A 25,489-nucleotide genomic window follows, 5' to 3' on the forward strand; every position below is an offset into this window, starting at 1 on the left:
GGAGGCAAAATACCCGATGATCAGCGTTTGGTGCTGACCTCGCGGCAGGTGTGCAGGATCACGTCGCCATCGAGGATCGGCGCCGCCACCTTGAAGAAGGCGGCGACGGCATCGGAACCGTTGTGCCGGTCCATGGCGGCTTCATCGGTGAAGCGTTCGTAGGTGGTGAAGATCGTGGGATCGTCGCGTCCCTGGGCGATGAAGAAGTCGATCGTGTCCGGCTCGTCGCGCGCGACATTGGCGGCCACCGCCAGCAGGGCCTGATGCAATGTCGTTTCCGTACCCTTGCGGGCCCGCAGGATGGCAGTGATGGTGATCATGGGGGACTCTTGAATGTGCTGTCACCCCGAGCGCAGCGAGGAGGCCCCGTTTCAAGGAGATGCCCCGCTGCGCTCGACATGAAGGGTTAACTACGCGGTCACCTTCTTCCAGTCGTGGCTCCTTTCGTAGGCGTCGGCGGCGCGATAGATCGTCGACTCGTTCCAATGCTTGCCGATCAGCATCAGGCCGGCCGGCAGGCCGTCGCTCATGCCGCACGGCACCGTAATGGCCGGGTGGCCGGTGACATCGAACGGCGCGGTGTTGGGCAGCATCTCGAAGGCGCGATTGATGATGTCCATGCGCGGGCCGCCCGGCTCGGGCAGCTTCGTGGCCCGCAGCGGCAGCGTCGGCATCAGCAGCAGGTCGTACTTGGCCAGCGCCGTGTCGTAGGCCGCCACCAGCTTGCGGGCCAGGTTCTGTGCCTTGGCGTAGTAGTGGCCGCGATACTTGTTGAGCGCGTATTGCCCGAACAGGATCGTGGTCTTCAACGTGTCCGACAGCTCGTCGGCACGGCTCTTCCAGGCCGAATGCGCATCGACCAGGCTGGTGACGTAGAGACCCTTCCAGTTGAAGCCATGGCTGTTGCCATTCATCATCTGGGCCGTGGCGCCCTCGCTGGCGATCGCCGACCACACCGCCATGCCGGTAAGGTGCCAGGGAATGGAGATCTCCTCGACCGTGGCGCCCATCTCCTTGAAGCGCGTGGCGCCCTTGCGCACCAGGTCGTCGACAACCTTCTCCGACTGGGGATGGCCAAAGCCTTCCTTGACCACGCCGATCTTCATGCCGGCGACACTGCCGCCCAGCGCCTTGGTGTAGGTGTCGGTGGTGCAGCCCATCTGGCGCGGATCGAGTCCGTCGGGACCGGCCAGCACCTCCAGCATCAGGGCATTGTCGGCAACGTTGGCCGTCATCGGTCCGGTGTGGTCGATGGTGAGCTCGATCGGCATGATGCCGGTATAGGGCACCAGGCCCCAGGTCGGCTTCAGTCCGACGATCCCGCAATAGGCCGCCGGCATGCGGATCGAGCCGCCCTGGTCCCCGCCGATCGCCATGTCGGCCTCGCCGGTGACGATCACGGCGCCGCTGCCCGAGGAGGAGCCGCCGGCCGAGTAGCCGTACTTGCGCGGATTATGGACCGGGCCGGCGGCGCTGGTGTGGCTGCCGCCGGAGAAGCAGAAGTACTCGCAATGCACCTTGCCGACCACCGTGGCGCCGGCATCCAGCACCCGTGTCACGACCGTGGCGTCGACGTCGGGCACGTAGCCTTCCAGGGTCGAGGCGCCGTTCATCATCGGCAGGCCGGCGACGCAGACATTGTCCTTCATCGCCACGCGCTTGCCGGCGAGCTTGCCCGACGGCGCGCCCTTGATCTCTGATTTCACGTACCAGAGATTGTACTTGTTCTCCTCGCCCTCGGGCCGGTAGCCCGGCGTGCGCGGGTATTTCACCGCCGGCAGGTTATCGGGCAGCGTTTCCAGCAGGTTGTAGGCCGCGACGCTGCCGGCCATCGTCTCCTGGAAGAAGGCGATGTCGGCTTCCGACAGATTCATGCCGAGCTGCTTGCCCACGGCGCTGAGTTCGGCCGCTGTCGGCATCTTGACGCTACCCATGGCAGTCCCTCCTTGTCGGTTGCAGAAAACCTACGTCGCTTCCATGCCGACGAACTCGGCAATCAAGGCCGGATCACCCAGGCGCTCGGGCGCAACCTCGCCCGTGATGCGACCTTTCTGGATGATCAGCACGCGATCGGCCAGGCGGCGGATGAAATCCTGGTTCTGTTCGACGAGCATGATGGTGAGCCCGCTCTTGCTCTTCAGCCGCAGCAGGATATCGATGATTTCCTCGATGATCGATGGCTGAATGCCTTCGGTCGGCTCATCGAGCAGCATCATCTTCGGGCGGCCGCACAGGCAGCGTGCCAAGGCCAGGATCTGCTGCTCACCGCCCGACAGCACACCGCCGGCGCGGCCCAGGATCGGCTTCAGCCGCGGCAGCTCCTCGAGCACGCCGTCGATCACCTCGTCGGCAAGCCCGGCGCCGGCCGCACCCATGCGCAGGTTGTCGAGCACCGACAGGCCGGGAAAGATCTGGCGTCCCTGCGGCACGTAACGCAGCCCCAGCCGCGCGCGGATGTGCGTCGGGGCCCGCGTGATGTCGCTGCCGGCGAATTCGATGCGGCCGGCGGTGGCGGGCAGCTGGCCGACCAGGGTCTTGAGCAGGGTGCTCTTGCCCATGCCGTTGTGGCCCAGCACGCCGACGAACGCGCCATCATCCACCGTGACGTCGATGCCCATGACGACGGGGATCTTCTGGTAGCCCGAGGCGAGACCGGTGACGCGCAGCATCATCGCCTCCGATCACGCTGCCTGTTTGCCGAGATAGACGTCGCGCACGCGGGCATCGACCAGAATGTCGGCGACGTCGCCCTCGACCAGGATGCCGCCCTGGTGGAACACGGTCACGGTCTTGGCGACGCGGCGGATGAACTGCATGTCGTGTTCGACCACGACAAGCGCGTGGCGCTTGTTGAGCTCCTTGATCAGGCCGACCAGGCGATCGACTTCATCGTCGGTCATGCCGGCGGCGGGCTCGTCGAGCAGGATCAGGTCGGGCTCGGGCGCCACGACCATGGCAAGCTCGACGAGCTGGCGCTGGCCGTGCGCCAGCTGGCCCACGATGCGATGGGCGATGGCGCCGATGCCGACCCGCTGCAGGGCCTCGTCCGTCTTCCGCTCGGCCAGCCGCCCCGGATTGGTACGCGCCGCGGCGAGCCAGACATTGTCGCGCACGGAGAGACCATCGAAGACGCTGGGCACCTGGGTCTTGATGCCGACGCCATGGCGGGCGATCGCGTGGCTGTCGCTGCCGGCGATGCTGTTGCCACGAAACAAGACATCGCCGCCGCTGGGACGCAGCTGGCCGGTAAGGCACTTGAAGAACGTGCTCTTGCCGGCGCCGTTGGGGCCGATCAGGCAGCGCAGCTCGGCTTCCTGCAGCCGGAAATCGACGCCGTTCACCGCCACGACGCCGCCGAAGCGCATGGTGAGCCCGCGCGTCTCGAGGATCGGGGCGGTCATGGGGTTTCCTCCCTTCGCCCTGCGAAGGCGGGGAGAAGGTGGCCCGAAGGGCCGCATGAGGGGCTTTGCGTTTGGGCAACCTCGCCAGAAGGGTTGGCATCGCGAAGCCCCTCATCCGGCCGCCGCGGCGCGGCGTCCACCTCCCCGCCGGTGCGGGGAGACGGGATGATCCACCGCCACGCATCCGTCACCAGCGCCGTCAGGCCCTTGGGCACCAGCAGCACGAACACCACCAGGATCACGCCCAGCACCAGGTTGGGGTCGACCCAGCCGAAGCCCGGCACCTGGTTGAGCGTGCCCAGCCAGTTGGTCAGGATCTGCATCAGGATGCAGCCGACAATCGGCCCGATCAGCGTGCCCAGGCCGCCGATGATGACCCAGATGATGATCTGGCCGCTGACCGGCAGGCTGAACATGGTGGGGCTGACGAATACCGAATTGGCGAACATCAGGCCCGACAAGCCGCCCAGCGCGCCGCCGACCACGAAGACCGCGAGCTTGTACAGGCGCGTGTCGTAGCCCAGCAGGGCGACGCGCGTTTCGTTCTCGCGGATTGCCACCACGATGCGGCCGAAGCGCGTGGCCAACAGCGCCTTGCAGCCGAAATAGACCAGGATCAGCAACCCGACCGCGAGGCTGAAGATGTTCTCCGGCGCCAGCTGTTCGCCCGGGCGGCCCGGCCAGTTCAGGATCGGCGTGGCGGGAATGCCGTTGAAGCCGCCCAGCGGTGCCTCGCCGATGTTCCATTCCTCGCCCGCGGTCTGGTTCACGAAGCGGTAGAGGATCAGTGATACGGTGAGCGTGATCACGCCGAGATAGACATCGCTGATGCGGCCCCAGAACATGAAGTAGCCGAGCAGGGCGGCGAACAGCGCCGGCAGCGCGATGGCGAGCGCCGCCGCACCCGTGGTGTCGCCGAAATTGATGGCGGCGACGGCGTAGGTGTAGCCGCCCAGGCCGAAGAACGCCGCCTGACCGAACGAGAGGATCCCGGCGTATCCCCAGATCAGGGCCAGCGACAGCGCCAGGATGGCGAAGCTGGCAAAGATCGTGGCGTTGATGATGACGTAGGTTTCGGCAAACGCCGGCAACCCGAACAGCACCGCCAGCCCTGCCAGCAGCGCGGCGACGTTGCCGATGATGGGCAGGGCGCGGCTCACAGCGACCTCTGGAAGAAGCGGCCGGTGATGCCTTGCGGCAGGATGCGCAGCAGGACGACGGCGGCGACGAGCAGGGCGACTTCGCCCAGCACGGACGTGAAGGCGAACGTCATCGCGGTGTTGATGGTGCCCAGCAGGCCCGAGGCGATGGCGGTGCCCGACAGGATCGCAGCACCACCGCTGATCACCGTGATGAATGCCTTGGCGATGTAGGCGGCGCCGATGGTGGGCACCACGCCTGACAATGGGGCCAGCAGGCCGCCGACCAGGCCGGTCAGCGCGGCACCGACACCGAAGGTCACCGCGTAGACCAGCGACGGGCTGACGCCCAGCGCCGCCGCCATGGCCGCGTTCTGCATGGTGCCGCGTGCGATCAGCCCCAGTCGCGTGTAGCGCAGGACCAGCCAGCCGACCACCAGCAGCAGCGCCGCGACGATGATCAGGAACAGCTCATAGGCGCCGGTGCGGTAGGCGCCGATGGTCAGGCTGCCCAGCGGTGCGGAGATGCCCGATACCGTGTTGCCGAACACCACCGTCACGAACCCGATCATCGCCAGGCTCAGCCCCCAGGTCGCCAGCATGGTGTCGATCATGCGGCCGTACAGGTGGCGGATGATCAGGCGCTCGACCACGATGCCGAACAGGCCGACCGTCAGCGGTGCCACCAGCAGCATCGCGATCCACAGATTGACGCCGTTGTTGTAGGCGGTGATGGCGGCATAGCCGCCCAGCATCAGGAACTCGCCATGCGCCAGGTTGATGATGCGCATCATGCCGAAAATCACGGCCAGTCCGAGGCTGATCAGCACCAGGCTCGCAATGGCGCTGCCGATCTGCAGCGCCAGGATGACGGCGTAGTCCATAGCTAGGGCTCCTCTCCCCGAGCAGGCGGGAAGAGGAAGGGGCCCATCGCGCCGGCGATGGGAAGGTGAGGGGCTTCGCGGTCTGCAACCCACTCAGCAGCCGACATTACCCTGTCCTCGTCGGTTACAGATCAAAACGCCCCTCATCCGCCCCAGGTGCTTCGACGCAAGCGTCGAACGGGGCACCTTCTCCCCCTTCGCGGGTAGAAGGGAGCATCACGTCTTCACGTCGATGACGTACTGCTTGTTGTCGTTCGGGTTCTTCTTCAGATCGCACACGGCGGCCGTATCGGCCGGCATCTGTACGGGGAACTTCTCCAGCACCACGAACTTCTTGTCGCGCGCCTCGCCGATATAGACGTCGAGGATGTTGTGGTGCGTCTTGGCGTCCAGCGTTGTCTTGCCGGCGGGGCCGGTGAAAGTGAGGCCGCTTTCCAGCGCCTCGATCACCTTCATGCGGTCGATCGAGTTGGCCTTTTTGACAGCCTCGGCCCACATGTGCACGCCGTGGTAGGTCATGGCCGCCAGTTCGGTCATGTGCGGGATGCTGTACTTGCTGCGGATGGTCTCGACGAACGCCTTGTTGACGGGCGTGTCGATGCCTTCGAGATAGCCGAACACCACCAGGATGCCGTTGTGCTCTTCCGGCGAGGTGATCACCACCTCGTTGCCGAAGGTGGTGGAGGCCAGCGGAATCTGCTTGTTCATGCCGGCGGCCGCCCACTGGCGATAGAACGAGATGTGTGCCGCGCCGACCAGCGCCGACATCACGGCGTCGGGTTTGGCGGCCTGGATCTTCTTGATGGTGGGGCCGAAATCGGTGACGTCGAGCGGGAAGAAGTCGGTCTGTACCACCGAGCCGCCGTTGTCCTGTGCGTATTTCTTCACCCACTTGGCGGTGATCTGACCATAGTTGTAGTCAGCGGCGATGGTGTAGATCTTCTTGCCCGCTTTCTTCATCAGGTACGGCACCAGCTTTTCGAGCGTCTGGGCCGGCGTCGAGCCGGTGCAGAAGATGTTGCGATCGCACACGCCGCCTTCGTAGAGGGTGTTGTAGAAATAGAGCGTGTTGAAGCGCTTCAGCAGCGGCCGGATCGCCTCGCGCGAGGCCGAGGTGATGCCGCCATGCACCACCGCGACCTTCTCCTTGGTCGCCGCCTCGGTGGCGTACTGCGTGTAGAACTGGATGTTGGACTGCGGATCGTAGTTGATCAGCTTGATTTTCTTGCCCAGCACGCCGCCCTTGTCGTTGATCTCGTTGACGGCGAGATCCATGGTCGCGACCATCTGCTTGCCGTAGATGTCGAGACCGCCCGACGTGTCGTGGATGCCGGCGATCTTCACGACATCCTCGGCGCGCAGGTCGCGGATGAAGAAGGGTCCGACGGAAGCAGCGCCAATGCCGGCGGCAGCGGAAGTCAGAAGACGTCGACGATTGACGGACATGGACGAGGGCTCCTTGCAGCGTGGCAAAGTCCAGCAAATAGAATGCCAGGAAGGACGCGGTGGTGATACGCGGATGGTCGCGGGACGGGAGCCTGCGCGCGTGAATCGCGTCGGTCAAGAGAGCAGCCGGTAACGAGCCGACAGCAACGCCGCGCGGTGACGTTGTGCGTCAAGCTGGCGACTGCAACGCCCGGTTATACGCATGATCATCGATGCCGGCCGCGCGTCCCCTGACACGCCGTGGCGTCATCGAGCGACGCGAGGAAGCTGCTGGCGATCGTCGGCCACAAAATTCCTCGCCGCACTTAGGGGTGGCGGTCGAAAATTCGGAGGACGTGGGCGCGCCGTTCGGCCTGAGCCCGTGTGATCAGGGCGGTGGATGAAGAACCGGTTCGATTGACAGGCCAGAACCCGCAAGGCTAGAACGACCGCGCATCCGGCGTGGTTATAGGTTGCTCGGGTCTTGAACGGTTCCCGCGGAGGGGTGGCCGAGCGGCTGAAGGCGGCGGTTTGCTAAACCGTTATACGGGCTTAAACCTGTATCGAGGGTTCGAATCCCTTCCCCTCCGCCATTTTATTGCGGAAAATCAATGACTTAGGTGCACTTCTGGGCACCCGCCGAGTGTCGGTTACGGTGAAGCCGTCGCGTCCTTCCCGCGCGACCGGTCCTGGCGGCTGTACGCCGGCACGGAGCTGCCGGCCCGTGTCACTTCACTGGACGCTTCTCGAGCTTGCGGGCCAGGGTCCGTCGGTGCATGCCCAGGCGCCGCGCTGTTTCGGAGATGTTGAAATCCGTCTCGATCAATGTCTGGTGAATCCGTTCCCATTCCAGCGTCTTGATCGAGGTCGGCCGTTCGGCCAGGGCGACCTCGGTGTCGCCCGCGGCCTTGCGGAACGCAGCCTCGATGTCGTCCGTGCTCGACGGCTTGGCGAGGTAGTGGCAGGCGCCGAGCTTGATCGCCTCCACGGCGGTCGCGATGCTGGCGAAGCCCGTCAGAACGACGATCAGCATGTCCGGATCGTGGGCGTGCAGTGCCTCGACGCAGGCCAGGCCCGAGACGCCTGCGAGCTTCAGATCGACCACGGCATAGCCGGGGGACTGCACCGCCAGTGCGGTGCGCAGATCGTCGAGTCCGGCGGCAACCATCACCGTATAGTCCCGGCGCTCGAATGAGCGCCGGAGCGTTCGTGCGAAGCTCGCATCGTCTTCGACGATCAGCAGCACCCGGTCATTTGGCATGTTCGCCTCCGATCGCGAGCATCGCCAGGGGCAGCGTCAAGGTCACCTCCGCCCCACCATGTGCACGATTCTGCGCTGTGACCTGACCGCCCAGCTTGCGCACGACATTGACGACGAGGAACAGACCCAGTCCTCCGCCCGGGCGGCCTTTGCTGGAGTGATAGGGTTTGCCGAGCTGTGCGAGCATCTCGGACGAGAAGCCTGGACCTCGATCGCTGATGCGCAAGACCAGAACGTCGGCCCGGTGCTCGGCTGTCAGCGCCATCCAGGCCGGCGATGCGTCAAGCGCGTTATCCAGGACGTTGAACACCACCTGTTTCAGCGCCGCGTCCGAAACGATCGCCAGGTCGGCCCCGAAAGCGTTCGTGAAGGTGAACGTCGTCACCGACCGTGCCGTGCGCCATTCCTCGGCGAGTTCGGCGAGGAAGGTGTTGACCGTCGTCGCCGACGACCCTTCACCGCGCGCTTCACCCGCCGAGACGAGGATGCCCGTGACGATGGCCTTGCAGCGCTGAAGCGACGCTTCCATCTCGCGGAGATCTTCGGCGACCTCCTGGTCCGATGTCAGCGCCGGCATGCGCCGCCAGTCGCTCAGGATCACGGACATCGACGCCAGGGGCGTGCCGAGCTCGTGCGCAGCCCCCGACGCCAGCAACCCCATCCTGACGATGTGGTTCTCTTCGGCGGCGTGCTGGCGCAGTGCGGCCAGGTGGGCATCGCGCTCACGCAGGTTCCGGTTGATGCGGGTGACGAACACCACGAGCAGGACGGCGTTGAGCAGGAAGCCGATGAACATGCCAACGACATGAAGGCTGAACGGGTCGGCAAGGCCTTGGCGCGGAACGTCGAGCGGGCGGTAGAAGACGGCGAGGGCGGCAAAGCTCGCGCCGGTGAGCGCCACGATCGACCACGTCGAGCGAGCGTCGAGAAGGACGGCGCCGAGCGTGATCTGCAGCAGGTAGAGCGACGTGAACGGGTTGGTCGCCCCGCCGCTGAGATAGAGCTGGGCGGTGAGCGCCGCGACATCGAACATCAGTGCCAGCAGCAGCTCACGATTGTTGACGTCGGTGCGCGTGCGGATCCAGGCAAGGCTTGCCAGGTTGAGCGCCACCAGGGCCGCGATCACGGCGGCCATCGGGCCAAGCGGCAGGGCGATGCCGAGCCACCCGTGCACGACGATGACGGTTACGACCTGGCCAATGACGGCTGTCCAGCGCAGCTGGATCAGCAGCGCCATGTTTTTCCGGTTCGTGGTGTCTTGGGCGCCCGACGACGCCAGGATCGACTTCCAGCGCGCGTCCGGCGTTTCTTCCGTACGCCGCGACGGTCTCTGGGTGTCTCCATCGGCGGTGGGTAACAGGCTCATCATCGGCGATCCGGGACGGCAACCCCATGCCGGTTGTCATGAACGGGGTTCGAAGCGGTACACGACCCTGACTCTAGGCCATCCTTGCGCCAACGCCACTCCCGGCGCGCCACGGACAAAAGCGCGCCGCCGAGCATGAATGCGAGGGCAAACCAGGTCAGGGCATAGACCAGGTGGTTGTTGCTGAACGCGACAACCGTCAGACCGCCGATCGGCCATCCACCCGGATTGGGCGCGGCGTCGGCGTCGATGAAGAAGGGCGCGACGTCGGCAAGGCCTCGGGCTGCGGCGATGGCCGGGACATCCCGCGAGTACCAGCGGTCCACGACCGGATCGTTCGCCCGCAGGAATGCCCCGCCCGGTTCCGTCGTCCGCAGGAGTCCTGTGACGTGAACCACGCCGGCCGAGTTGCCTTCCCGGCGGCTGGCCGGATCGCGCCGATCGGGCGGAACGAAGCCGCGGTTGACCAGGACCGTCGGCCCGCCATCGGTCCGTAGTGGCGTAAGAACCCAGAAGCCGGCGCCGCGCGCCGTCACAGCCCGCACCAGCGTCTCGTGGTCATGCAGGAAACGGCCACTGGCGCTGACGCGCTTGTAGGCGTCGTCCTTCGCATTGATCCGTGACCAGGCATTGGATTGCGGCAGGGGAGCCGCCACGGCATGGATCCGCTGTTCGACTCGATCAATGAGAGCAAGTTTCCAGGCACGACGTTCAAGCTGCCAAACGCCCAACGCGGCAGAGCCGGCGATCGCGATCACCGCCGCGAGGGCCAGGAAGCCGAGCGTCCACGCGGAGCGTCCGGTCGGTCCTGCAGGGTGCGTGTCATGTGCCGCCGCGATGTTGTGGCTGTTGGCACGCGTTGTCGTCGTGCCAGCCATCATGGCATGCGGCTCATGTCGTGCAGCGGCATCATGTTGGTGTTGAGATGATACATGACCCACAGGGAGCCGCTCAGCGCGATGACGACCATGATGATGGTGAAGATCAGCGCCATCATGGTCCATCCTTCCTCCGCCCGTGCGTTCATGTGCAGGAAGTAGATCATGTGCACGACGATCTGCGCCGCGGCGAGAACCATGATGGTGATCGCGGTCACCAGCTTGCTGCCCAGCGCATCGCCCATCACGAGCCAGAACGGGATTGCGGTCAGCAGGACCGAAAGACCGAATCCGATCAGATAGCCGCGCAGCGAGCCATGCCCATGGTCTTCGGAATGGCCGGCGGCGGCGGGACTCGAAGGGGAGGCGTGTGCGGTCATCGCAGCATTCCCATCAGATAGACGAACGTGAAGACGCCGATCCAGACGACATCGAGGAAGTGCCAGAACATGCTGAGGCACGTCAGCCGCCGGCGATTGGCCTCGGTGAGGCCGTGCTGTGCGACCTGCGTCATCAGCGTCGTCAGCCAGATCAGGCCGAAAGTCACGTGCAGGCCGTGGGTTCCAACCAGCGTGAAGAAAGAAGAGAGGAACGCGCTGCGCTGCGGCGTTGCCCCCTGGTGGATCAGGTGCGCGAACTCGTAGACCTCGATTCCCAGGAAGGCGAGCCCGAACAGGCCGGTCGCGGCAAGCCATGCCTGTGTCTCGCCAATATGGTTTCTCCCCATCGCCAGCATGGCGAAGCCGTAGGTGATCGACGACAGGAGCAGCATCGCCGTGTTGAGGGCGACCAGATTGAGATCGAACAGATCCTTCGGCGCGGGGCCCGCCGCGTAGTTGCCGCCGAGCACGCCATACGTGGCGAACAGGATGGCGAAGATCAGACAATCGCTCATCAGGTAGACCCAGAAGCCGAGCATCGTGCTGCCGCCTGCGGCATGCGTGTGCTCGTCTTCCAGATGGAACACCGGGGCTGCGTTCGCGGGCTGGGCGGTGATGACGTTCATGGATCAGGCTTCCGCCGCAAGCCGGCGCGTGCGCGCGGTCTCCGCGTGCTCGACGTCGCCGGCGGGGATATCGAATTCCCGGTGGTAGTTGAACGTGTGACCGATGGCGACCGCGAGCAGCGCCGCGAAGCTCAAGGCGGCCAGCCACCACATGTACCAGATCAGGCCGAAGCCGAGCGCCGTGCTGAGCGCTGCGAGAATGATCCCCGCGCCGGTGTTGCTCGGCATGCGGATGGCACCGAAACCCGAGACCGGCCGCCGGTAGCCGCGCCGTTTCATGTCCCACCAGGCATCGTTGTCGTGGACGACCGGCGTGAAGGCGAAATTGTAGTCCGGTGGTGGCGAGGCGGTCGCCCACTCGAGCGTGCGCCCGTCCCATGGATCGCCGGTAGTGTCGCGCAAGGCCTCGCGGCGCCGCACGCTGACCGCGATCTGCACGAGAAATGCGGCGATGCCCAGCAGGATCAGGACGGCGCCGAAGCCCGCAATGACGAACCAGATCTGCAATGAAGGATCATCGAAGACGCGCAGCCGTCGGGTGACCCCCATCAGGCCGAGCACGTAGAGCGGCATGAAGGCGAACCAGAACCCCACGACCCAGAACCAGAAGGAGAGCTTGCCCCAGAACGGATCGAGCTTGAATCCAAACGCCTTGGGGAACCAGTAGGCGATCCCGGCGAAGAGACCGAACAGCACCCCGCCGATGATGACGTTGTGGAAATGCGCGACCAGGAACAGGCTGTTGTGCAGCACGAAATCGGCTGGAGGCACGGCGAGCAGCACGCCGGTCATGCCGCCGACGACGAAGGTCAGCATGAAAGCCACCGTCCACATCATCGGCAGTTCGAACCGGATGCGGCCACGATACATCGTGAACAGCCAGTTGAACATCTTCGCGCCGGTCGGGATCGAGATGATCATGGTCGTGATCCCGAAGAAGGAATTCACGCTGGCGCCCGATCCCATGGTGAAGAAGTGGTGGAGCCAGACGAGATAGGACAGGATCGTGATGACCACGGTCGCATAGACCATGGAGGTGTAGCCGAACAGGCGCTTGCCCGAGAAGGTCGCGGTTACTTCGGAGAAGACGCCGAACAGCGGCAGGATGAGGATGTAGACTTCCGGATGGCCCCAGATCCAGATGAGGTTGACATACATCATCGGGTTGCCGCCGAAGTCGTTCGTGAAGAAGTTCGTGCCGACATAGCGGTCGAGCGACAGCAGTGCGAGCACCGCGGTCAGCACCGGAAACGATGCGACGATCAGGACGTTGGTGCAGAGCGACGTCCAGGTGAAGACCGGCATTTTCATCATCGTCATGCCCGGCGCGCGCAGCTTGACGATCGTGCAGATCAGGTTGATGCCTGACAGCGTTGTTCCGACACCGGCAACCTGAAGCGCCCAGATGTAGTAGTCGACGCCGACGTCGGGGCTGTAGCCGATATTCGACAGCGGCGGATAGGCAAGCCAACCGGTGCGCGCGAACTCGCCGACAAACAGCGACACCATCACCAGCACGGCGCCGCCGACGGTCATCCAGAAGCTGAAATTGTTGAGGAACGGGAAGGAGACGTCACGCGCGCCGATCTGCAACGGCACGACATAGTTCATCAGACCGGTGACCAGCGGCATGGCCACGAAGAAGATCATGATCACGCCGTGGGCAGTGAAGATCTGGTCATAGTGATGCGCGTTGAGATAGCCTTCCGACCCGTTGAACGCGATCGCCTGCTGCAGGCGCATCATGATCGCGTCGGCGAAACCGCGCAGCAGCATGACGATGCCCAGCACCATGTACATGATGCCGATCTTCTTGTGGTCGACGGTCGTGAACCATTCGCGCCACAGGTAGCCCCAGAGGCGGAAATAGGTGATCGCACCGAGCAGCACCGCGCCCCCGAGCGCCACGGCGGCAAAGGTGGCAACCACGATCGGCTCATGCAGCGGCAGCGACTCCCATGTGAGGCGGCCGAAGATGGCTTTCGTCAGGTTCGGATCGTCGAACATGCCGTTCCCGTCAGGATTGTGATCGTGTTCCGGCCAAGGGCGGCGTCGCCGAGGGTCGTGCCGGCGTGAACATGGGGCGTTCCAGTCCTCGGCCGGTGATCGGCGTCAGCCGGCGCGGAGCGGCGAGGGGTTGGGGCATCTCCACGTCGAGCTCGTCGATGGTGCAGATGCCCACGACGTAGGACGGTCCGGGACCGAACACGGCACCGCGCCGGGTGTGCTTGTCATAGGTCAGCGGCAGGGTGTTGTACGTGCCGGCGAGTCCCAGTCCGCCGCGGGCGTCGATCGACATCATCTCGCCCATGCACATCTTGCCGGGCTCGACGCACATGTTGAGGATGGCCTTGTAGAGGGTTGGATCGACGCTGGCGTAGCGGCGCGCGGGTTCGTTTTCGCTCGGCCGTTCGAGCTCGAGATAGTCCGATCTTCCGAGCGCGCCGCCGCCGGCCTTGGCCTTGGCCACCCAGGCATCGAAGGCCTGCGCCGTCATGCCATGGAAGGCGAACCGCATGCCGGAGAAACCGGCGCCGCTGTAGTTGGCTGAGAAACCTGGATAGACACCAGGCTTGTTGATGACCGCGTGGAGCTTGGTCTCCATCCCGGCCATGGCATAGATCTGTCCCGCCAGCGCCGGAATGTAGAAGGAGTTCATCACCGATGACGAGGTGATGCGGAAATGGATGGGCCGGTCGACCGGCGCGGCGAGTTCGTTGACGGTGGCGATGCCGTGGTCCGGATAGATGAACAGCCACTTCCAGTCGAGCGCGACGACCCGCACCTCGAGCGGCTTCACCGCCGCGGGCACCGGGCGTCCGGCATCGATACGTCCCAACGTGCGATAGGGGTCGAGCAGGTGCGTGCCCATCCATGTCAACGCACCGAGGCAGATGATGATCAGCAGCGGCGCTGCCCAGATGACAAGCTCGAGATGGGTCGAGTGATCCCAGTCCGGCTCGTAGCGTGCCGCGGTATTGGCGTGGCGGTAACGCCAGGCGAACAGCCCGGTCAGCACCATGACCGGCACGATGATCAGCAGCATCAACCCGGTCGAGATGACGATGAGATCGCGCTGCTGTGCCGCCACATCGCCGGATGGGTTGAGCACCACGAAGTTGCAGCCGCCCACGGCGGCGCAGAGCGACAGCAACGCAAGGGTCTTCACGAGTCGCACGATGGAACCTGTCGACGGTCTCCGGTCGGCAGACAGCCCTAACGGCGGCGCAGCAGGGAAGACATTGGACATTTTGTCCAATGTCTCGGCCGACCAAAGCGCGAGAACATGAGGCTGATAATGCCGCGCGGCGAATGCTTCTGGATGGCTTGAACGATCATGACGCGATCACCGGCAATGGCCGAACAAGACGTGCGACACGGCGGCAGCCATGAGACGGCGAGCCCGGGCGAGATTGCCGTGGGCGTCGTTATCGGCCGGACATCGGAGTTCTTCGATTTTTTCGTCTATGCGATTGCCTCGGTCATCGTCTTTCCGCGGCTGGTGTTCCCGTACGCGGATGCGCTGACCGCAACCCTGTACGCGTTCGCCATCTTCGCACTCGCCTTCGTGGCGCGACCCTTTGGCACGGTGATCTTCACAGCCCTTCATCGCCGCCACGGCAAAGGGGTGAAGCTGACGCTCGCGCTGTTTCTGCTGGGGACCTCGACAGTCGCGATCGCCTTCCTGCCGGGCTACGACACGATCGGCGCAGCGTCCGCCTGGCTTCTGGCCCTGGCCCGCATCGGCCAAGGACTCGCCTGGGGCGGCACGTGGGATGGCCTCGCATCTCTGCTGGCGCTCAATGCGCCGGCGCATCGTCGCGGCTGGTATGCCATGATTCCCCAACTCGGTGCGCCGTTGGGACTCATCGTGGCGAGCGGCCTGTTTGCGTTCTTCGCCGGCAATCTCTCGGCCGAGGATTTCTTCGGCTGGGGCTGGCGCTATCCGTTCTTTGTCGCTTTCGCGATCAACGTCGTTGCGTTGTTCGCCCGGCTGCGGATGGTCGCAACGCCGGACTACATGGGCTTGTTCGAAAGCCGTTCGCTTCAGCCTGTTTCCGCGATCGAAACGATCGGGCGCGAGGGACGCAACATCGCCATCGGCGCTTTCGCGCCCCTGGCAAGCTTTGCCTTGTTCCACATGGTCACGGTGTTTCCGCTCTCGTGGGTGTTCCTCTACACCGAGGACGGCCCCGCACGCTTCCTGGTGATCGAAGCGATCGGCGCGGTGTTCGGCGTCGCGGCGATTGTCGCGTCAGGTGTCATTGCCGACCGCGTGGGACGCGATGCGCTGCTGCTCGGATCGGCGATGGCGATCGCGGCCTATAGCGGCTTTGCGCCACAACTGCTCGATGCCGGCATTGTCGGCGAGACCGTCTACATGGTTCTCGGCTTCATCCTGCTGGGGCTGTCCTTCGGGCAGTCGTCAGGTGCGATCGCATCGCGGTTCGCCCAGATCTATCGCTACACGGCATCGGCGCTGACGGCCGATTTCGCGTGGCTGATCGGTGCGGGATTTGCACCGCTTGCCGCGCTTCTGCTGGCCAGCCAATTTGGCCTCATGTCTGCCGGCGCTTATCTTCTGTCCGGCGCAGCCTGTACCTTGCTGGCGCTGGTGGTGAACCGGAAGCGGGCACACCGAGAGCCGTGACGAACGCATCAGCGGTATCCGCATAGCGGCGCGTTTCGTTCATCCGCGCGACTCGTCACGGTCATCCACACGGGCAATGTGGTTGAGGTGCCTTCTGACGCCACTCTGACGCCTTTTCTACCGAAAAGGCCGCATGCGGCGAGTTGCGACTCGTTCGTAGTTGCACTAAAGTGGACCAAGATGCCTGATCAGCAGCAGACGTTTGCGTGGCGGTGAATATGCGGCGCCAGTGATGGTCCCGCGATGCAGCCGCTGAACGCGGGGGTTGTGCGCCGATCGCGGCGGCGAAAGCCGATCAGGTGCGAGGCATGAGGGGCGTAGAGGGCTGGCAAATGAGAATGATCGATTGGCCTCGCAGGTTGATGGCCGCGGCCGCCGGACGGTGGTTGTTGTGTGCCGTACTCGCGTTGGGCCTGCACGGCCCCGCATTTGCAGCGCCGACCGACGATGCCAAGGCGCAGACGATCGTCCATATGCTCGACTACGTGAGTGTCGACTATCCCGAGTTCGTGCAGGACGGCAAAATTCTCAATGCCGAGGAATTCCAGGAGCAGCGCGAGTTTGCGACGCAGGTGATCGAACTGCTCGGCCAGTTGCCGTCGCAGCCGGCGCAGCCGGCGTTGCTGCAGCAGGCGAAGACCCTGCTGGAGCGTATCGATGCCAAGGCGCCGGGTGATGAGGTGTCGACGCTTGCCACCGCGCTGCGCAATGGTGTGATCCAGGCGTGGCGGGTGAGCGTGGCGCCGCGCAAGGCGCCGGATGTGGCGGCGGGCGGCAAGTTGTTCGCGGAGCATTGCGCTGCGTGCCATGGTGCGCAGGGACGCGGCGACGGGCAACTGGCCAAGGGCATGGAACCCGCCCCCAGCAACTTCCACGATGAGGCGCGCATGCGGCAGCGCAGCCTCTATGGCTTGTACAATACCATTACGCTCGGCGTCGACGGCACGTCGATGCGCGCCTTCTCCGAGCTTTCCGAGGCCGACCGCTGGGCACTGACCTTCTTCGCCGCCGGCCTGCGGGCGGATTCCGACACTGTCGCCAAGGGCGCAGCCGCATGGCGGCGCGGCGAGGGCAAGACGGTCTTCGATGGTCTGCGACCGCTCGTGACCAAGGCGCCGGGGGAAGTGGCGCAGGCTGGCTCCGATCTGGACGCCGTGCGCGCCTACCTGACGCAGGAGCCCCAGGCCGTGCAGTCGGCGGCGCCGGCGCCGCTGGACTTCTCGCGCGCCAAGCTTGACGAGGCGGCGCAAGCCTACGCCCGCGGCGACCGCGAGGGGGCACGACGCCTGGCCATCGCCGCCTATCTCGAGGGCTTTGAACTGGTCGAGGCGGCTCTGGACAACGTGGATGCGGCGCTGCGCACCGAGACCGAACGAGAGATGATGGCCCTGCGTTCGGCCATCGGCGATGGCAAACCAGCCGAGGCGGTGACGGCACAGGTCGACAAGATCAAGGCGCTGCTCGATCGGGCTGACGAGAAGCTCGGCAGCGGAAACCTGTCGACGACGGCGGCGTTCGTCAGCTCGCTGCTGATCCTGCTGCGCGAAGGCCTCGAAGCCATCCTGGTGCTGGCGGCCATCATCGCCTTCGTCGTGAAGACCGGCCGGCGCGACGCCTTGCGCTACATTCACTTCGGCTGGATGGGCGCCGTGGTGCTGGGTGCCGCGACATGGGCCGTGGCGAGCTACGTGATCAGTATCTCGGGTGCCGACCGCGAGGTGACGGAGGGCGTCACCGCGCTGCTGGCGGCCGTAATGCTGCTGTATGTCGGATGGTGGCTGCACAGTCGATCGAGTGCGCAGGCGTGGAACAAATTCATCCGCGAGCAGGTGGATACGGCACTCGGCAAGCGAACGCTGTGGGCGATGGCCGGCATCTCGTTCCTCGCCGTCTATCGCGAGCTGTTCGAGGTGATCCTGTTCTATGAGACGCTGTGGGCCCAGGCGGGATCGGAAGGGCATGGTGCGGTACTTGGCGGCATGGCGGCCGGTGCGCTGTTGTTGGTGATCATCGGCGGCGCGATCCTGCGCTATGGCGTGCGGCTGCCGATCGGCCCGTTCTTCGCGGTCACTGGGGGCTTGCTGGCGGTGATGGCGGTGGTGTTCGTGGGCAACGGTGTGGCGGCGCTGCAGGAGGCCGGTGTGCTGGACGCCACCGCGGTGCGCTTCATCTCGTTGCCGTTGCTGGGCATCCATCCCACCGCGCAGGGGCTGGGCCTGCAGGTGGTGACCGTGCTCCTGATCGTGACCGGCCTCTGGCTCAATCGGAAGCGAGCGACGGCCTGAACCGGGGACGGCCCTTCCGGCAGCTCTACCGTCGCGTTCGTTCTCGCCGGTGAGAAAAGATCAGTTGCTACTGGCAAAGAGCGGTGCCCATCGGCGTCGATGGGCCTGCATCGACCAGGGCGCCGGAGGCGAGTAGTAATGATGGACTTGGATCGCGGGGTTGAACCGGGATGAACAAGACCATCAGGACCATCGCCGGGGTCGCCGTCATGGTGGGTGCGCTCAGTGCGATCGACGTATCCAGTCACGCGCAGCAGGGCGACCAGCAGCAGGCGACACTGCCGACGAGCAAGGGCGAACTCATCGCGCGATTGCACGAAACGGGCATGTCGCGGGGCGCCGCTCGGCGCATCGCCGACCGGTCGTTGCCGGCGCTGGTCCTGGAGACAACGGTACGCGACGAGGCGTCCATTCCGGCCGGCGCCAGCAAGATCGGCGGCCTGCCGGATTTGGCGAAGGATGTCGCATGGCCGACCCGGCCGCCGTATGACGGCGCCACATCGCTTGCCGAAGCCTACCGCAAGGAGGCCGCCGACGCGCTCGCCGATGCCGGCGTGGTCCCGCCGTGGCTGCCGGCCGAGGAGGGACGAAAGCATGTCGAGGAGCGGCGCCGGCAGCGCGCGGAAGCGGCCAAGGCGACACGCGAGATCATGGAGAAGGCGGGTGCGGACAAGGGTGTCGATTTTGACGCCCTGACCGCCCCGACATCGCCGGAGCATGCGGCCAAATACAGCCAGGAACGTCTGGCGATGGCCGACGCGGTGTCGTCGGCATTCCCGCTGAGTTTCATCGGCCAGTTCGATCTGGCGACGCTGTCCAAAGCACCCGGCTTCGACAAGAGCCTGCCCGATCACGGTCGCCTGTTGCTGTTTCACGACTACTGGCAGAACCCGGCGACCTTCGAGCCACGGTCGGCCGTGGGCGTCCGGCTGATCTGGGACCAGACACCGGTATCGTCGCTGGCGCGCGCGCCGCTGCCGGCGAAGCTCGCTGACGTGGCCAGGCTGTCGCCGTGGACGGTGTTCAAGCCGGCGGCCGTGTCGCCGCGATCCGTCGTCACGACGATCCCGGTCGGCGATGCATCGTGGGACATGCTGCAGATCGACCAGGAGGCGGCGTCGATGTACGGCGACTGGATTGCGTCGCTGGGATGGCCGACGGATGACGGCAACCGCAACCACCAACTGGGCGGTTGGCCGCGTGCGATCCAGAACGGGATGCAGTCGACCAGCCAGCTGGCATCCAACGGCATCGATGCCGGCCGGCCGGAAGCCTACCAGAGCGATGCCGCCAAGCGCCTGCTGGCCGACGCGAAGGACTGGAAGCTGGTGTTGCAGATCGGCCGCGACCAGGCCGTCGGGCTCGACCTGCCGGGCGCTTTCTATGTGCTCATGCGGGAGCAGGACATCCGCGATCGTCGCTTCGATCGGGCATGGTTGATCTATGAACAGGATTGAACGTCGGCGCGTAGCGTACGGCCGCTGCGGTGCGCTCCTGTGGCGGCCGCGCTCATGAACAATGTGGAGACGCTCCTCGGCCGGTCGATCGAGGACCTTCTTGACGTGCTCAAGGCGCAGCATCCGGTTGTCCAGTCGATCGGCGATTGCACCTATGTGAGTGTCCGCGACGCGGGTCTCTCCTTCGTCCTGCCCGACAACAAGCACATCGACACGGTACAGCTCTACGCGGCCGGAAAGGATGGCTACAGCGGTTTTGCGCATCCCATCCCAGGTGGTCTGACATTCATGATGTCACGGGTCGCGATTCGACGCCTTCTTGGTCCGCCCGGCCGCACAGGCGAGGCGACCGTGCTGCCGATCCTGGGAAAGAAACCGCCCTGGGATCGTTTTGTGCTCGGTAGCCTGGCAATCCACGCCGAGTACGCCGACGACGTGCAATCCGTCCAGATGTTCTCATTGACGGCGCCCTGATTGCGCCGTGGCACGCGCCCACGATCAGCAGCCCGGCGACGTTGATCGCCGGGCTGCCAGCACGCTGGCGCCATCCCGCGCCTCAGCGCATGACGAACGGGTTGGCGGGCGAGCCTTCGGCCATGGAGATCCACACGCTCTTGGTCTCGAGATACTCGCGGATCGCCTCGATGCCGCTTTCACGGCCGATGCCGGAATGCTTCATGCCGCCGAACGGCATCATGTAGCTGATCGCCCGATAGGTGTTGACCCAGACGGTGCCGGCCTTGAGCGCCGCCGACATGCGCAGCGCCCGGTTCATGTCCTTGGTCCAGACGCCCGCGGCCAGGCCGTAGATCGTGTCGTTGGCGAGCTTCACCGCTTCGGCTTCGTCCTCGAAGCCGATGATCGAGAGCACCGGTCCGAAGACCTCCTCGCGGGCGATGCGCATCTCGGGCTTCACGTCCGTGAAGATGGTCGGCTCGACGAACTGGCCGCCCGGCAGGTCGCTCGCGGCGCCGCCGCCCAGGATGCAGCGTGCGCCCTCGGCCTTGGCGATCTCCATGTAGTCGAGGATTTTGCGATACTGCGGTGTCGTCGTGACCGGTCCGATATTGGTGTCCGGCTTCATCGGATCGCCCTTGCGGGCGGTGCGGCCGAGTTCGACGACCTTCTTGCTGAATTCGTCCTTGATCGAGTTCTGCACCAGAAGCCGCGAGCCCGCGATGCAGGTCTGGCCGGTGGCGGCGAAGATGCCGGAGATGGCACCGGCCGCCGCTGCGCCCAGGTCGCAGTCCGCGAACACGATGTTGGGCGACTTGCCGCCCAACTCCAGCGAGACGCGTTTCATCGTTTTGGCCGCCTGCGCGTAGATCTTGGCGCCCGTCGCGTCCGAGCCGGTGAAGGTGATCTTGGCGACACCTGGATGATCGACCAGCGCGGCGCCGGCCTCCTGGCCCAGGCCCGTCACGACGTTGAAGACGCCGTCGGGAAAGCCGGCTTCCTTGGTGAGGGCGGCGAATTCCAAGGTCGAGGCCGAGGCGAACTCCGACGGCTTGACCACGACGGTGCAACCGGCGGCGATCGCCGGCGCGCATTTCCAGGCGATGAACAGCAGCGGCGAGTTCCACGCCGTCAGCGCCGCCACAACGCCCATCGGCTCGTGCCGCGTGAAGGCGAACGTGTCGGGCTTGTCGATCGGCACGACGGCGCCCTCGATCTTGTCGGCCAGCCCGCCGAAGTAGCGCCACCATTCGGGATGATAGGCGAGCTGGCCGCGCATCTCGGCCAGCAGTTTGCCGTTGTCGCGCACCTCGACCTCGGCCAGGCGATCGACGTTGGCGGCGACAAGATCGGCCAGCTTCAGCATCAGCTTGCCGCGCGCCGAGGGCGTCAGCTTCGACCACGGGCCCTGCATGGCCTGGGCCGCCGCGCTGACGGCACGATCGACGTCGCGGGCGCAGCCCTGCGGGATCTTCGCCCATGCCTCGCCGCGATAGGGGTCCATGCTGTCGATCCACTTGCCGCCGAGCGGATCGACATACTGGCCGCCGATGAAGTGCTGATAGGTCTTCACATGATCCTCCTGTGGACGACGCGTCAGGCCGACCTGACTCTATGCCTGCTGTGAGGCGCTTGTACGAGCATGACCCTGGACCTGTCATGTCCATTCGCTATAGTTCCGCATATACAGCGTCGTCACGGATGGGCTGAGCTCATGAAGAAGATCGCCGTGGTGCAGGGCGCACCGGGCGCGCGGGTCCAGGATCTGTTCCGGGGCCTGGCGCAGCGCTGGCAAGCGTCCGGCCGCCTGGCGGGCGTGATCGCCGAGGATCACGATCTGCCCGATCGTGCCTGCAGTGCCGGCTACCTGCGCAGCCTGAGCAGCGGCGAGCGCTTTGCGATGTTCCAGGATCTCGGGCCGGGGTCGACAGGCTGCCATCTGGCGAGCGATGGCGTGCTCGCGGCCGCCGCTGCCGTTCGGCGCGATGTCGCCGGCGGCTGCGATCTGGTGATGCTGAGCAAGTTCGGCAAGCTCGAAGCGGGCGGCAGCGGGTTGCGCGATGCGTTCGGCGCGGCCATCGAGGCAGGAACACCCTTGCTGACGTCCGTCTCTGCGGCCTGTTTCGCGGCCTGGGAAGCGTTTGCCGCGCCGTTGTTCACCGTCGTTCCCGCTGACGCCGATCGGATCGACGCGTGGTGGCGGAGCGTCCGTCAGCCCATGTAGGATTGAAAACGCCTCGTTCGTCCTCGGGGCGGCTATTCGTAGGCGCAAGCACGATGTCGCAACGGGATGGAACCGCGGAAGCCGAGATCAGGGCGCTCATCGAAGGTTGGGCGGACGCCGTCCGGCGACATGACCTGCCGGCCATAGTGGCGCATCACGACGACCATATCGTGATGTTCGATGTGCCACCGCCGCTGCGGTCGCTGGGCTTGGCGGCGTACCGGAGCACCTGGGATCTGTTCTTCGCCTATCATCAACCCGGTCAAGCCTTCGACATCGAAGAGCTGCACATATGGGCCGGCGACACCGCGGCCTTTGCGGCTGCCGTCATGCGTTGCGGGTCGGCCACGGTCAGTGGCCCTCCCGTGCCGGACGGCTTCCAGTTTCGACTGACCATCGGGCTTTGCAAGGTCGACGGGGCCTGGCGCATCCAGCACGAGCACCATTCAGTGCCGGCGACAGACTAGGATTCGCTGCCCGCTGTCATCCCGAGCGCAGCGAGGGATCTTTCGATGCAGGCGCACGCGTGCGTCACTTTCACAAGATCCCTCGCTGCGCTCGGGATGACAGCTGTATCAGGGACGCGTGATTCCGTCGCCGTCAGTATTTGTGTCGGGCGAGGATGTCGGCCTTCGATGGCGTTGCCGGTGCACGGCCCTGGAAGGCGAGCAGTTCGGCGATGCGGTTGGTGAAGATGCCGTCGACGCCGCGGGCCATCACCGCTTTGAAATCGGCCGGCTCGTCGACGGTGTAGACGTGGATGACGAGGCCCGCGGTGTGCGTGAGTTCGTTCATCCACGGCTGCACCAGGTCGGCGTAGCTCTGGTCGCCGCCGTTGGCGAGCGCGGCGGACGGGCCGGTGCCGATGGCGCCGTGTTGCTGGCCGAAGCGCACCCAGTCGGCGAATTCATCGCGCGATTTCACTTCCTGGCGGGCGTAGTAGGCGGCGAGTTCGGGACCGCCGGGGGGCGCCTTGGTCGTGGTGTCCTTGGGCGTGATGCCGTCTTCGCCCAGCCACAGCAGCAGGATTTTGGGCGTCGTGGGCATTTCCTTCTGCAGCAGCTCCAGGCTGCTCTTGTCGAAGGTCTGCAGGATGACCCGGCCCGGCGTATAGGCGATCCCCACGGTCTTCGATGCATCGAAGCCGGCCGGCGCCGGACGCGCCGCCAGCCAGCCGCGCTGGTCGAGCTTCGCCTTCAGGTCCTTCTCGATCCCGGGAAACTGCGCCGGCACCTTGGTCTCGATATAGAGGCCGGGCTTGTGCGTGCCGCCCTCGGCGATGTCGATCACCTCGTCGAGGGTCAGGATCTTCAGGCCGGCGAATGAGGGCCGGGCGCGATCAGGGAACGCGGCGTTGAACCAGGAGCCGGCATCGAGCTGCTTGAGCTCGGCCAGGGTGAAGGCGCTGATGGGCTGGTCGGCGCGATCGGGAAAGACCTGCGCGACGTTGGTCGTGCGCTTGAGCTTGTCGTCGTGGAAGGCGATCAGCACACCGTCCTTGGTGCGCTGCAGGTCGAGCTCGAGATAGTCGGCGCCCAGGTCGCGGGCCAGCAGATAGGCCGGCGCGGTCTCTTCCGGCGCATCATGGGAGGCGCCACGATGCGCGATGGCGGCGGGCCAGGGCACGCCGGCCTTGGCGCTCAACGTCTTGCCGACGGGATCATCGGCGCGGGCAGGGACGACAGACAGGCTCATGAGCAGGGCCGCCAGGGTGGTGAACAGGCGCAATCCAGTCTGCGGCACGGCGCTCTCCTTTGCCAAGGATGCCGGCAGCACAGCATGCGGCTATTGCGTTCCGATGACGGCACTGACCCGCGAGCAGGGGCCCCAGTGCTGTTCATGGCAGCATCACAGGGAATGAGACGGCACTACGGCGTGTCTGCCTTGAACCTCGGTGAAGCGCCGCAACCCCAAGGCGACGCACGTCGAGGAGGCGTTGTTCACGAGGGTAGGATGTCGCAGGCGTATGTCGTTCTAGCAGGTGATACTCTCACCAAGATTGCCCAGAAATTTGGAAAAGCGTCATGGCGTGTCATCTACGACGCACCCGAAAATGCCGAGTTCCGGCGCCGCCGACCGAACCCTGATCGGATATATCCAGGCGATCGCCTGATCATCCCGGACGAACCCGGATCCGTATCGCCCGACCCTCTCGATATCATACGTGTCGTCGGTACGGATGGCGTGCGCCAGGGCATAACGCGAGTCTCCGACCCATCGGAGAACGCGTGGGAGCACGTCGTGCTCAACCTGTCTCTTGTCAAAATGGAAGTCCACAAGAGGAGCCCCGGCGATGTCACCTGGGGCGTGACGGACTATTTGTCTGGCATCGATGGCCAGCCGGATTTCGAAACGACCCTGCGGACCATCCGTCGTGGGCGGCCGAATTGTGTGATGACACAGGCCGCGTTTCAATTCATGCCTAGATTTCCGGGGAGCAAGGGTTTCCTTTTCGGACGCTTGGTGATCGACCACAAGAGCGCCCGGGTCACCGCTGACGACCAGACGCGTCCGAACCGCGCAGCGCTGAGCTTCTTCGAATCCCCCGGGCGCTTCCAGGTGACGGCCGCACCGTCCGGCGTTCCGGCGAGCGGCTGTGCGCACGGGCTTGGCAGCCTGATACCGGTGATTGTCGACGGCAAGCCCAGCGCAAACGACGACCTGTGGAAGGAGGTATCGGGCTACGGTGCGACAGGCTGGACGGTCGTCGGCATTCACAAAGCGTGGAATGTGCTCTCCCTTTACTGCCAGCGCTGGAAGGGGGCTGGGCGTCGAACCCCGAATGAACTCAGGAACGCCTTTGTGAAAGCAGGCTACGACGATGCCGTATTACTGGACGGAAGTGATTCGATACTGCTTGATATTAGCGGTGAGAGGGTCATCGATCCGGCGCCCGTCAAGAAGCGCATCAACCAAACCTTTCTGTGTTTCACCGTGCCCACAACCACGGTCTAGGCAGCGAAAACCGCCGATGCTGATATGGGCGACATCTCAATGATGGCGCGACAATGTATTTTACCTGCGCTCCGCGGGCGGCGACGGTGCCGCCGCCAGCA

Annotated in this window: 23 protein-coding genes and 1 tRNA gene; 8 read left to right on the forward strand and 16 right to left on the reverse strand. The window is 65.1% G+C overall.

What is annotated here, in order from left to right:
• Window positions 1-20: 20 nt before the first annotated feature.
• The 7 genes from FQU96_RS12920 to FQU96_RS12950 form a co-directional block, all read right to left on the reverse strand.
• Window positions 21-320: a putative quinol monooxygenase gene (locus FQU96_RS12920; protein WP_146541693.1), complete on the reverse strand. Its 300-nt coding sequence runs from the start codon at window positions 318-320 to the stop codon at window positions 21-23.
• Window positions 321-410: 90 nt separating this feature from the next.
• A complete protein-coding gene (locus FQU96_RS12925; protein WP_146541694.1) occupies window positions 411-1,934 on the reverse strand; it encodes an amidase in 1,524 nt (507 codons plus the stop codon).
• Between the two features lie 30 nt (window positions 1,935-1,964).
• Window positions 1,965-2,672 (reverse strand): ABC transporter ATP-binding protein, encoded by a 708-nt coding sequence (locus FQU96_RS12930; RefSeq protein ID WP_178130485.1) that lies wholly within the window; start codon window positions 2,670-2,672, stop codon window positions 1,965-1,967.
• 9 nt (window positions 2,673-2,681) lie between these two features.
• Entirely contained in the window at window positions 2,682-3,401 is a 720-nt protein-coding gene (locus tag FQU96_RS12935) for an ATP-binding cassette domain-containing protein (protein WP_146541696.1), read from the reverse strand.
• Complete coding sequence (locus FQU96_RS12940; RefSeq protein ID WP_255468015.1) at window positions 3,398-4,561, reverse strand: branched-chain amino acid ABC transporter permease; 1,164 nt, start codon at window positions 4,559-4,561, stop codon at window positions 3,398-3,400. Before FQU96_RS12940 ends, FQU96_RS12935 begins: the two co-directional genes overlap by 4 nt.
• Window positions 4,558-5,424, reverse strand: coding sequence for a branched-chain amino acid ABC transporter permease (locus tag FQU96_RS12945; protein WP_146541697.1), 867 nt, complete (start codon window positions 5,422-5,424; stop codon window positions 4,558-4,560). Before FQU96_RS12945 ends, FQU96_RS12940 begins: the two co-directional genes overlap by 4 nt.
• A 216-nt stretch (window positions 5,425-5,640) precedes the next feature.
• On the reverse strand, window positions 5,641-6,870 hold the full coding sequence (locus FQU96_RS12950) for an ABC transporter substrate-binding protein (RefSeq protein WP_146541698.1): 1,230 nt from the start codon (window positions 6,868-6,870) through the stop codon (window positions 5,641-5,643).
• Between the two features lie 478 nt (window positions 6,871-7,348).
• Between FQU96_RS12950 and FQU96_RS12955 the strand changes: the two genes are divergently transcribed.
• Window positions 7,349-7,442, forward strand: a tRNA-Ser gene (locus FQU96_RS12955).
• Window positions 7,443-7,576: 134 nt separating this feature from the next.
• Here FQU96_RS12955 and FQU96_RS12960 read toward each other — a convergent pair.
• The 7 genes from FQU96_RS12960 to cyoA are packed head-to-tail and all read right to left on the reverse strand — an operon-like array spanning window position 7,577 to window position 14,538.
• On the reverse strand, window positions 7,577-8,110 hold the full coding sequence (locus FQU96_RS12960) for a response regulator transcription factor (RefSeq protein ID WP_146541699.1): 534 nt from the start codon (window positions 8,108-8,110) through the stop codon (window positions 7,577-7,579).
• A complete protein-coding gene (locus FQU96_RS12965) occupies window positions 8,100-9,476 on the reverse strand; it encodes an ATP-binding protein (protein WP_255468016.1) in 1,377 nt (458 codons plus the stop codon). Before FQU96_RS12965 ends, FQU96_RS12960 begins: the two co-directional genes overlap by 11 nt.
• Window positions 9,476-10,357 (reverse strand): SURF1 family protein, encoded by an 882-nt coding sequence (locus tag FQU96_RS12970; protein ID WP_255468017.1) that lies wholly within the window; start codon window positions 10,355-10,357, stop codon window positions 9,476-9,478. The genes FQU96_RS12965 and FQU96_RS12970 overlap by 1 nt, the downstream gene beginning before the upstream one ends.
• Window positions 10,354-10,734 carry a cytochrome o ubiquinol oxidase subunit IV gene (gene cyoD, locus FQU96_RS12975; protein ID WP_146541701.1) on the reverse strand — a complete coding sequence of 127 codons (381 nt, stop codon included), beginning with the start codon at window positions 10,732-10,734 and terminating at the stop codon, window positions 10,354-10,356. The genes FQU96_RS12970 and cyoD overlap by 4 nt, the downstream gene beginning before the upstream one ends.
• Window positions 10,731-11,360, reverse strand: coding sequence for a cytochrome o ubiquinol oxidase subunit III (gene cyoC, locus FQU96_RS12980; RefSeq protein ID WP_146541702.1), 630 nt, complete (start codon window positions 11,358-11,360; stop codon window positions 10,731-10,733). Before cyoC ends, cyoD begins: the two co-directional genes overlap by 4 nt.
• A gap of 3 nt (window positions 11,361-11,363) precedes the next feature.
• A complete protein-coding gene (gene cyoB, locus FQU96_RS12985; RefSeq protein ID WP_146541703.1) occupies window positions 11,364-13,367 on the reverse strand; it encodes a cytochrome o ubiquinol oxidase subunit I in 2,004 nt (667 codons plus the stop codon).
• A gap of 10 nt (window positions 13,368-13,377) precedes the next feature.
• The gene (gene cyoA / locus FQU96_RS12990) at window positions 13,378-14,538 is read right to left on the reverse strand and encodes a ubiquinol oxidase subunit II (RefSeq protein ID WP_146541704.1); all 1,161 of its coding nucleotides are present in this window, start codon (window positions 14,536-14,538) and stop codon (window positions 13,378-13,380) included.
• Window positions 14,539-14,715: 177 nt separating this feature from the next.
• Between cyoA and FQU96_RS12995 the strand changes: the two genes are divergently transcribed.
• From FQU96_RS12995 to FQU96_RS13010, 4 genes are all read left to right on the forward strand, one after another.
• Complete coding sequence (locus FQU96_RS12995) at window positions 14,716-16,011, forward strand: MFS transporter (protein WP_255468018.1); 1,296 nt, start codon at window positions 14,716-14,718, stop codon at window positions 16,009-16,011.
• Between the two features lie 338 nt (window positions 16,012-16,349).
• Window positions 16,350-18,296 carry a cytochrome c/FTR1 family iron permease gene (locus FQU96_RS13000; protein WP_218574708.1) on the forward strand — a complete coding sequence of 649 codons (1,947 nt, stop codon included), beginning with the start codon at window positions 16,350-16,352 and terminating at the stop codon, window positions 18,294-18,296.
• A gap of 170 nt (window positions 18,297-18,466) precedes the next feature.
• Window positions 18,467-19,753, forward strand: a complete 1,287-nt coding sequence (locus FQU96_RS13005; RefSeq protein WP_146541706.1) for a DUF1963 domain-containing protein — start codon at window positions 18,467-18,469, stop codon at window positions 19,751-19,753.
• A gap of 54 nt (window positions 19,754-19,807) precedes the next feature.
• The gene (locus tag FQU96_RS13010; RefSeq protein ID WP_146541707.1) at window positions 19,808-20,227 is read left to right on the forward strand and encodes a hypothetical protein; all 420 of its coding nucleotides are present in this window, start codon (window positions 19,808-19,810) and stop codon (window positions 20,225-20,227) included.
• Window positions 20,228-20,309: 82 nt separating this feature from the next.
• On the opposite strand, the gene FQU96_RS13015 is transcribed toward FQU96_RS13010, so the two are convergent.
• A complete protein-coding gene (locus tag FQU96_RS13015) occupies window positions 20,310-21,782 on the reverse strand; it encodes an aldehyde dehydrogenase (RefSeq protein ID WP_146541708.1) in 1,473 nt (490 codons plus the stop codon).
• Between the two features lie 141 nt (window positions 21,783-21,923).
• Here FQU96_RS13015 and FQU96_RS13020 point away from each other — a divergent pair, with 141 nt between their 5' ends.
• Together FQU96_RS13020 and FQU96_RS13025 are read left to right on the forward strand one after the other, a co-directional pair.
• Complete coding sequence (locus FQU96_RS13020) at window positions 21,924-22,433, forward strand: DUF2478 domain-containing protein (protein ID WP_178130486.1); 510 nt, start codon at window positions 21,924-21,926, stop codon at window positions 22,431-22,433.
• 53 nt (window positions 22,434-22,486) lie between these two features.
• Window positions 22,487-22,900, forward strand: a complete 414-nt coding sequence (locus FQU96_RS13025) for a nuclear transport factor 2 family protein (protein WP_146541710.1) — start codon at window positions 22,487-22,489, stop codon at window positions 22,898-22,900.
• Window positions 22,901-23,033: 133 nt separating this feature from the next.
• Here FQU96_RS13025 and FQU96_RS13030 read toward each other — a convergent pair whose 3' ends face one another.
• A complete protein-coding gene (locus tag FQU96_RS13030) occupies window positions 23,034-24,176 on the reverse strand; it encodes a glycerophosphodiester phosphodiesterase (RefSeq protein WP_218574709.1) in 1,143 nt (380 codons plus the stop codon).
• A gap of 210 nt (window positions 24,177-24,386) precedes the next feature.
• Between FQU96_RS13030 and FQU96_RS13035 the strand changes: the two genes are divergently transcribed.
• Window positions 24,387-25,388, forward strand: coding sequence for a LysM peptidoglycan-binding domain-containing protein (locus FQU96_RS13035; RefSeq protein ID WP_178130487.1), 1,002 nt, complete (start codon window positions 24,387-24,389; stop codon window positions 25,386-25,388).
• The last annotated feature ends 101 nt before the right edge of the window (window positions 25,389-25,489 follow it).

Source organism: Reyranella sp. CPCC 100927, from assembly GCF_007859315.1.
Lineage (GTDB): Bacteria > Pseudomonadota > Alphaproteobacteria > Reyranellales > Reyranellaceae > Vineibacter.

Coding starts and splice junctions, on each gene's coding strand:
- FQU96_RS13010 (WP_146541707.1), top strand. CDS start 19,808: ATGAACAATGTGGAGACGCTCCTCGGCCGGTCGATCGAGGACCTTCTT.
- FQU96_RS12935 (WP_146541696.1), bottom strand. CDS start 3,401: ATGACCGCCCCGATCCTCGAGACGCGCGGGCTCACCATGCGCTTCGGC.
- FQU96_RS12960 (WP_146541699.1), bottom strand. CDS start 8,110: ATGCCAAATGACCGGGTGCTGCTGATCGTCGAAGACGATGCGAGCTTC.
- cyoB (WP_146541703.1), bottom strand. CDS start 13,367: ATGTTCGACGATCCGAACCTGACGAAAGCCATCTTCGGCCGCCTCACA.
- FQU96_RS13000 (WP_218574708.1), top strand. CDS start 16,350: ATGATCGATTGGCCTCGCAGGTTGATGGCCGCGGCCGCCGGACGGTGG.
- FQU96_RS12930 (WP_178130485.1), bottom strand. CDS start 2,672: ATGATGCTGCGCGTCACCGGTCTCGCCTCGGGCTACCAGAAGATCCCC.
- cyoC (WP_146541702.1), bottom strand. CDS start 11,360: ATGAACGTCATCACCGCCCAGCCCGCGAACGCAGCCCCGGTGTTCCAT.
- FQU96_RS12945 (WP_146541697.1), bottom strand. CDS start 5,424: ATGGACTACGCCGTCATCCTGGCGCTGCAGATCGGCAGCGCCATTGCG.
- FQU96_RS12950 (WP_146541698.1), bottom strand. CDS start 6,870: ATGTCCGTCAATCGTCGACGTCTTCTGACTTCCGCTGCCGCCGGCATT.
- FQU96_RS13020 (WP_178130486.1), top strand. CDS start 21,924: ATGAAGAAGATCGCCGTGGTGCAGGGCGCACCGGGCGCGCGGGTCCAG.
- FQU96_RS13025 (WP_146541710.1), top strand. CDS start 22,487: ATGTCGCAACGGGATGGAACCGCGGAAGCCGAGATCAGGGCGCTCATC.
- FQU96_RS12965 (WP_255468016.1), bottom strand. CDS start 9,476: ATGAGCCTGTTACCCACCGCCGATGGAGACACCCAGAGACCGTCGCGG.
- FQU96_RS12920 (WP_146541693.1), bottom strand. CDS start 320: ATGATCACCATCACTGCCATCCTGCGGGCCCGCAAGGGTACGGAAACG.
- cyoD (WP_146541701.1), bottom strand. CDS start 10,734: ATGACCGCACACGCCTCCCCTTCGAGTCCCGCCGCCGCCGGCCATTCC.
- FQU96_RS13035 (WP_178130487.1), top strand. CDS start 24,387: ATGTCGCAGGCGTATGTCGTTCTAGCAGGTGATACTCTCACCAAGATT.
- FQU96_RS13005 (WP_146541706.1), top strand. CDS start 18,467: ATGAACAAGACCATCAGGACCATCGCCGGGGTCGCCGTCATGGTGGGT.
- FQU96_RS12970 (WP_255468017.1), bottom strand. CDS start 10,357: ATGATGGCTGGCACGACGACAACGCGTGCCAACAGCCACAACATCGCG.
- FQU96_RS12925 (WP_146541694.1), bottom strand. CDS start 1,934: ATGGGTAGCGTCAAGATGCCGACAGCGGCCGAACTCAGCGCCGTGGGC.
- FQU96_RS12995 (WP_255468018.1), top strand. CDS start 14,716: ATGGCCGAACAAGACGTGCGACACGGCGGCAGCCATGAGACGGCGAGC.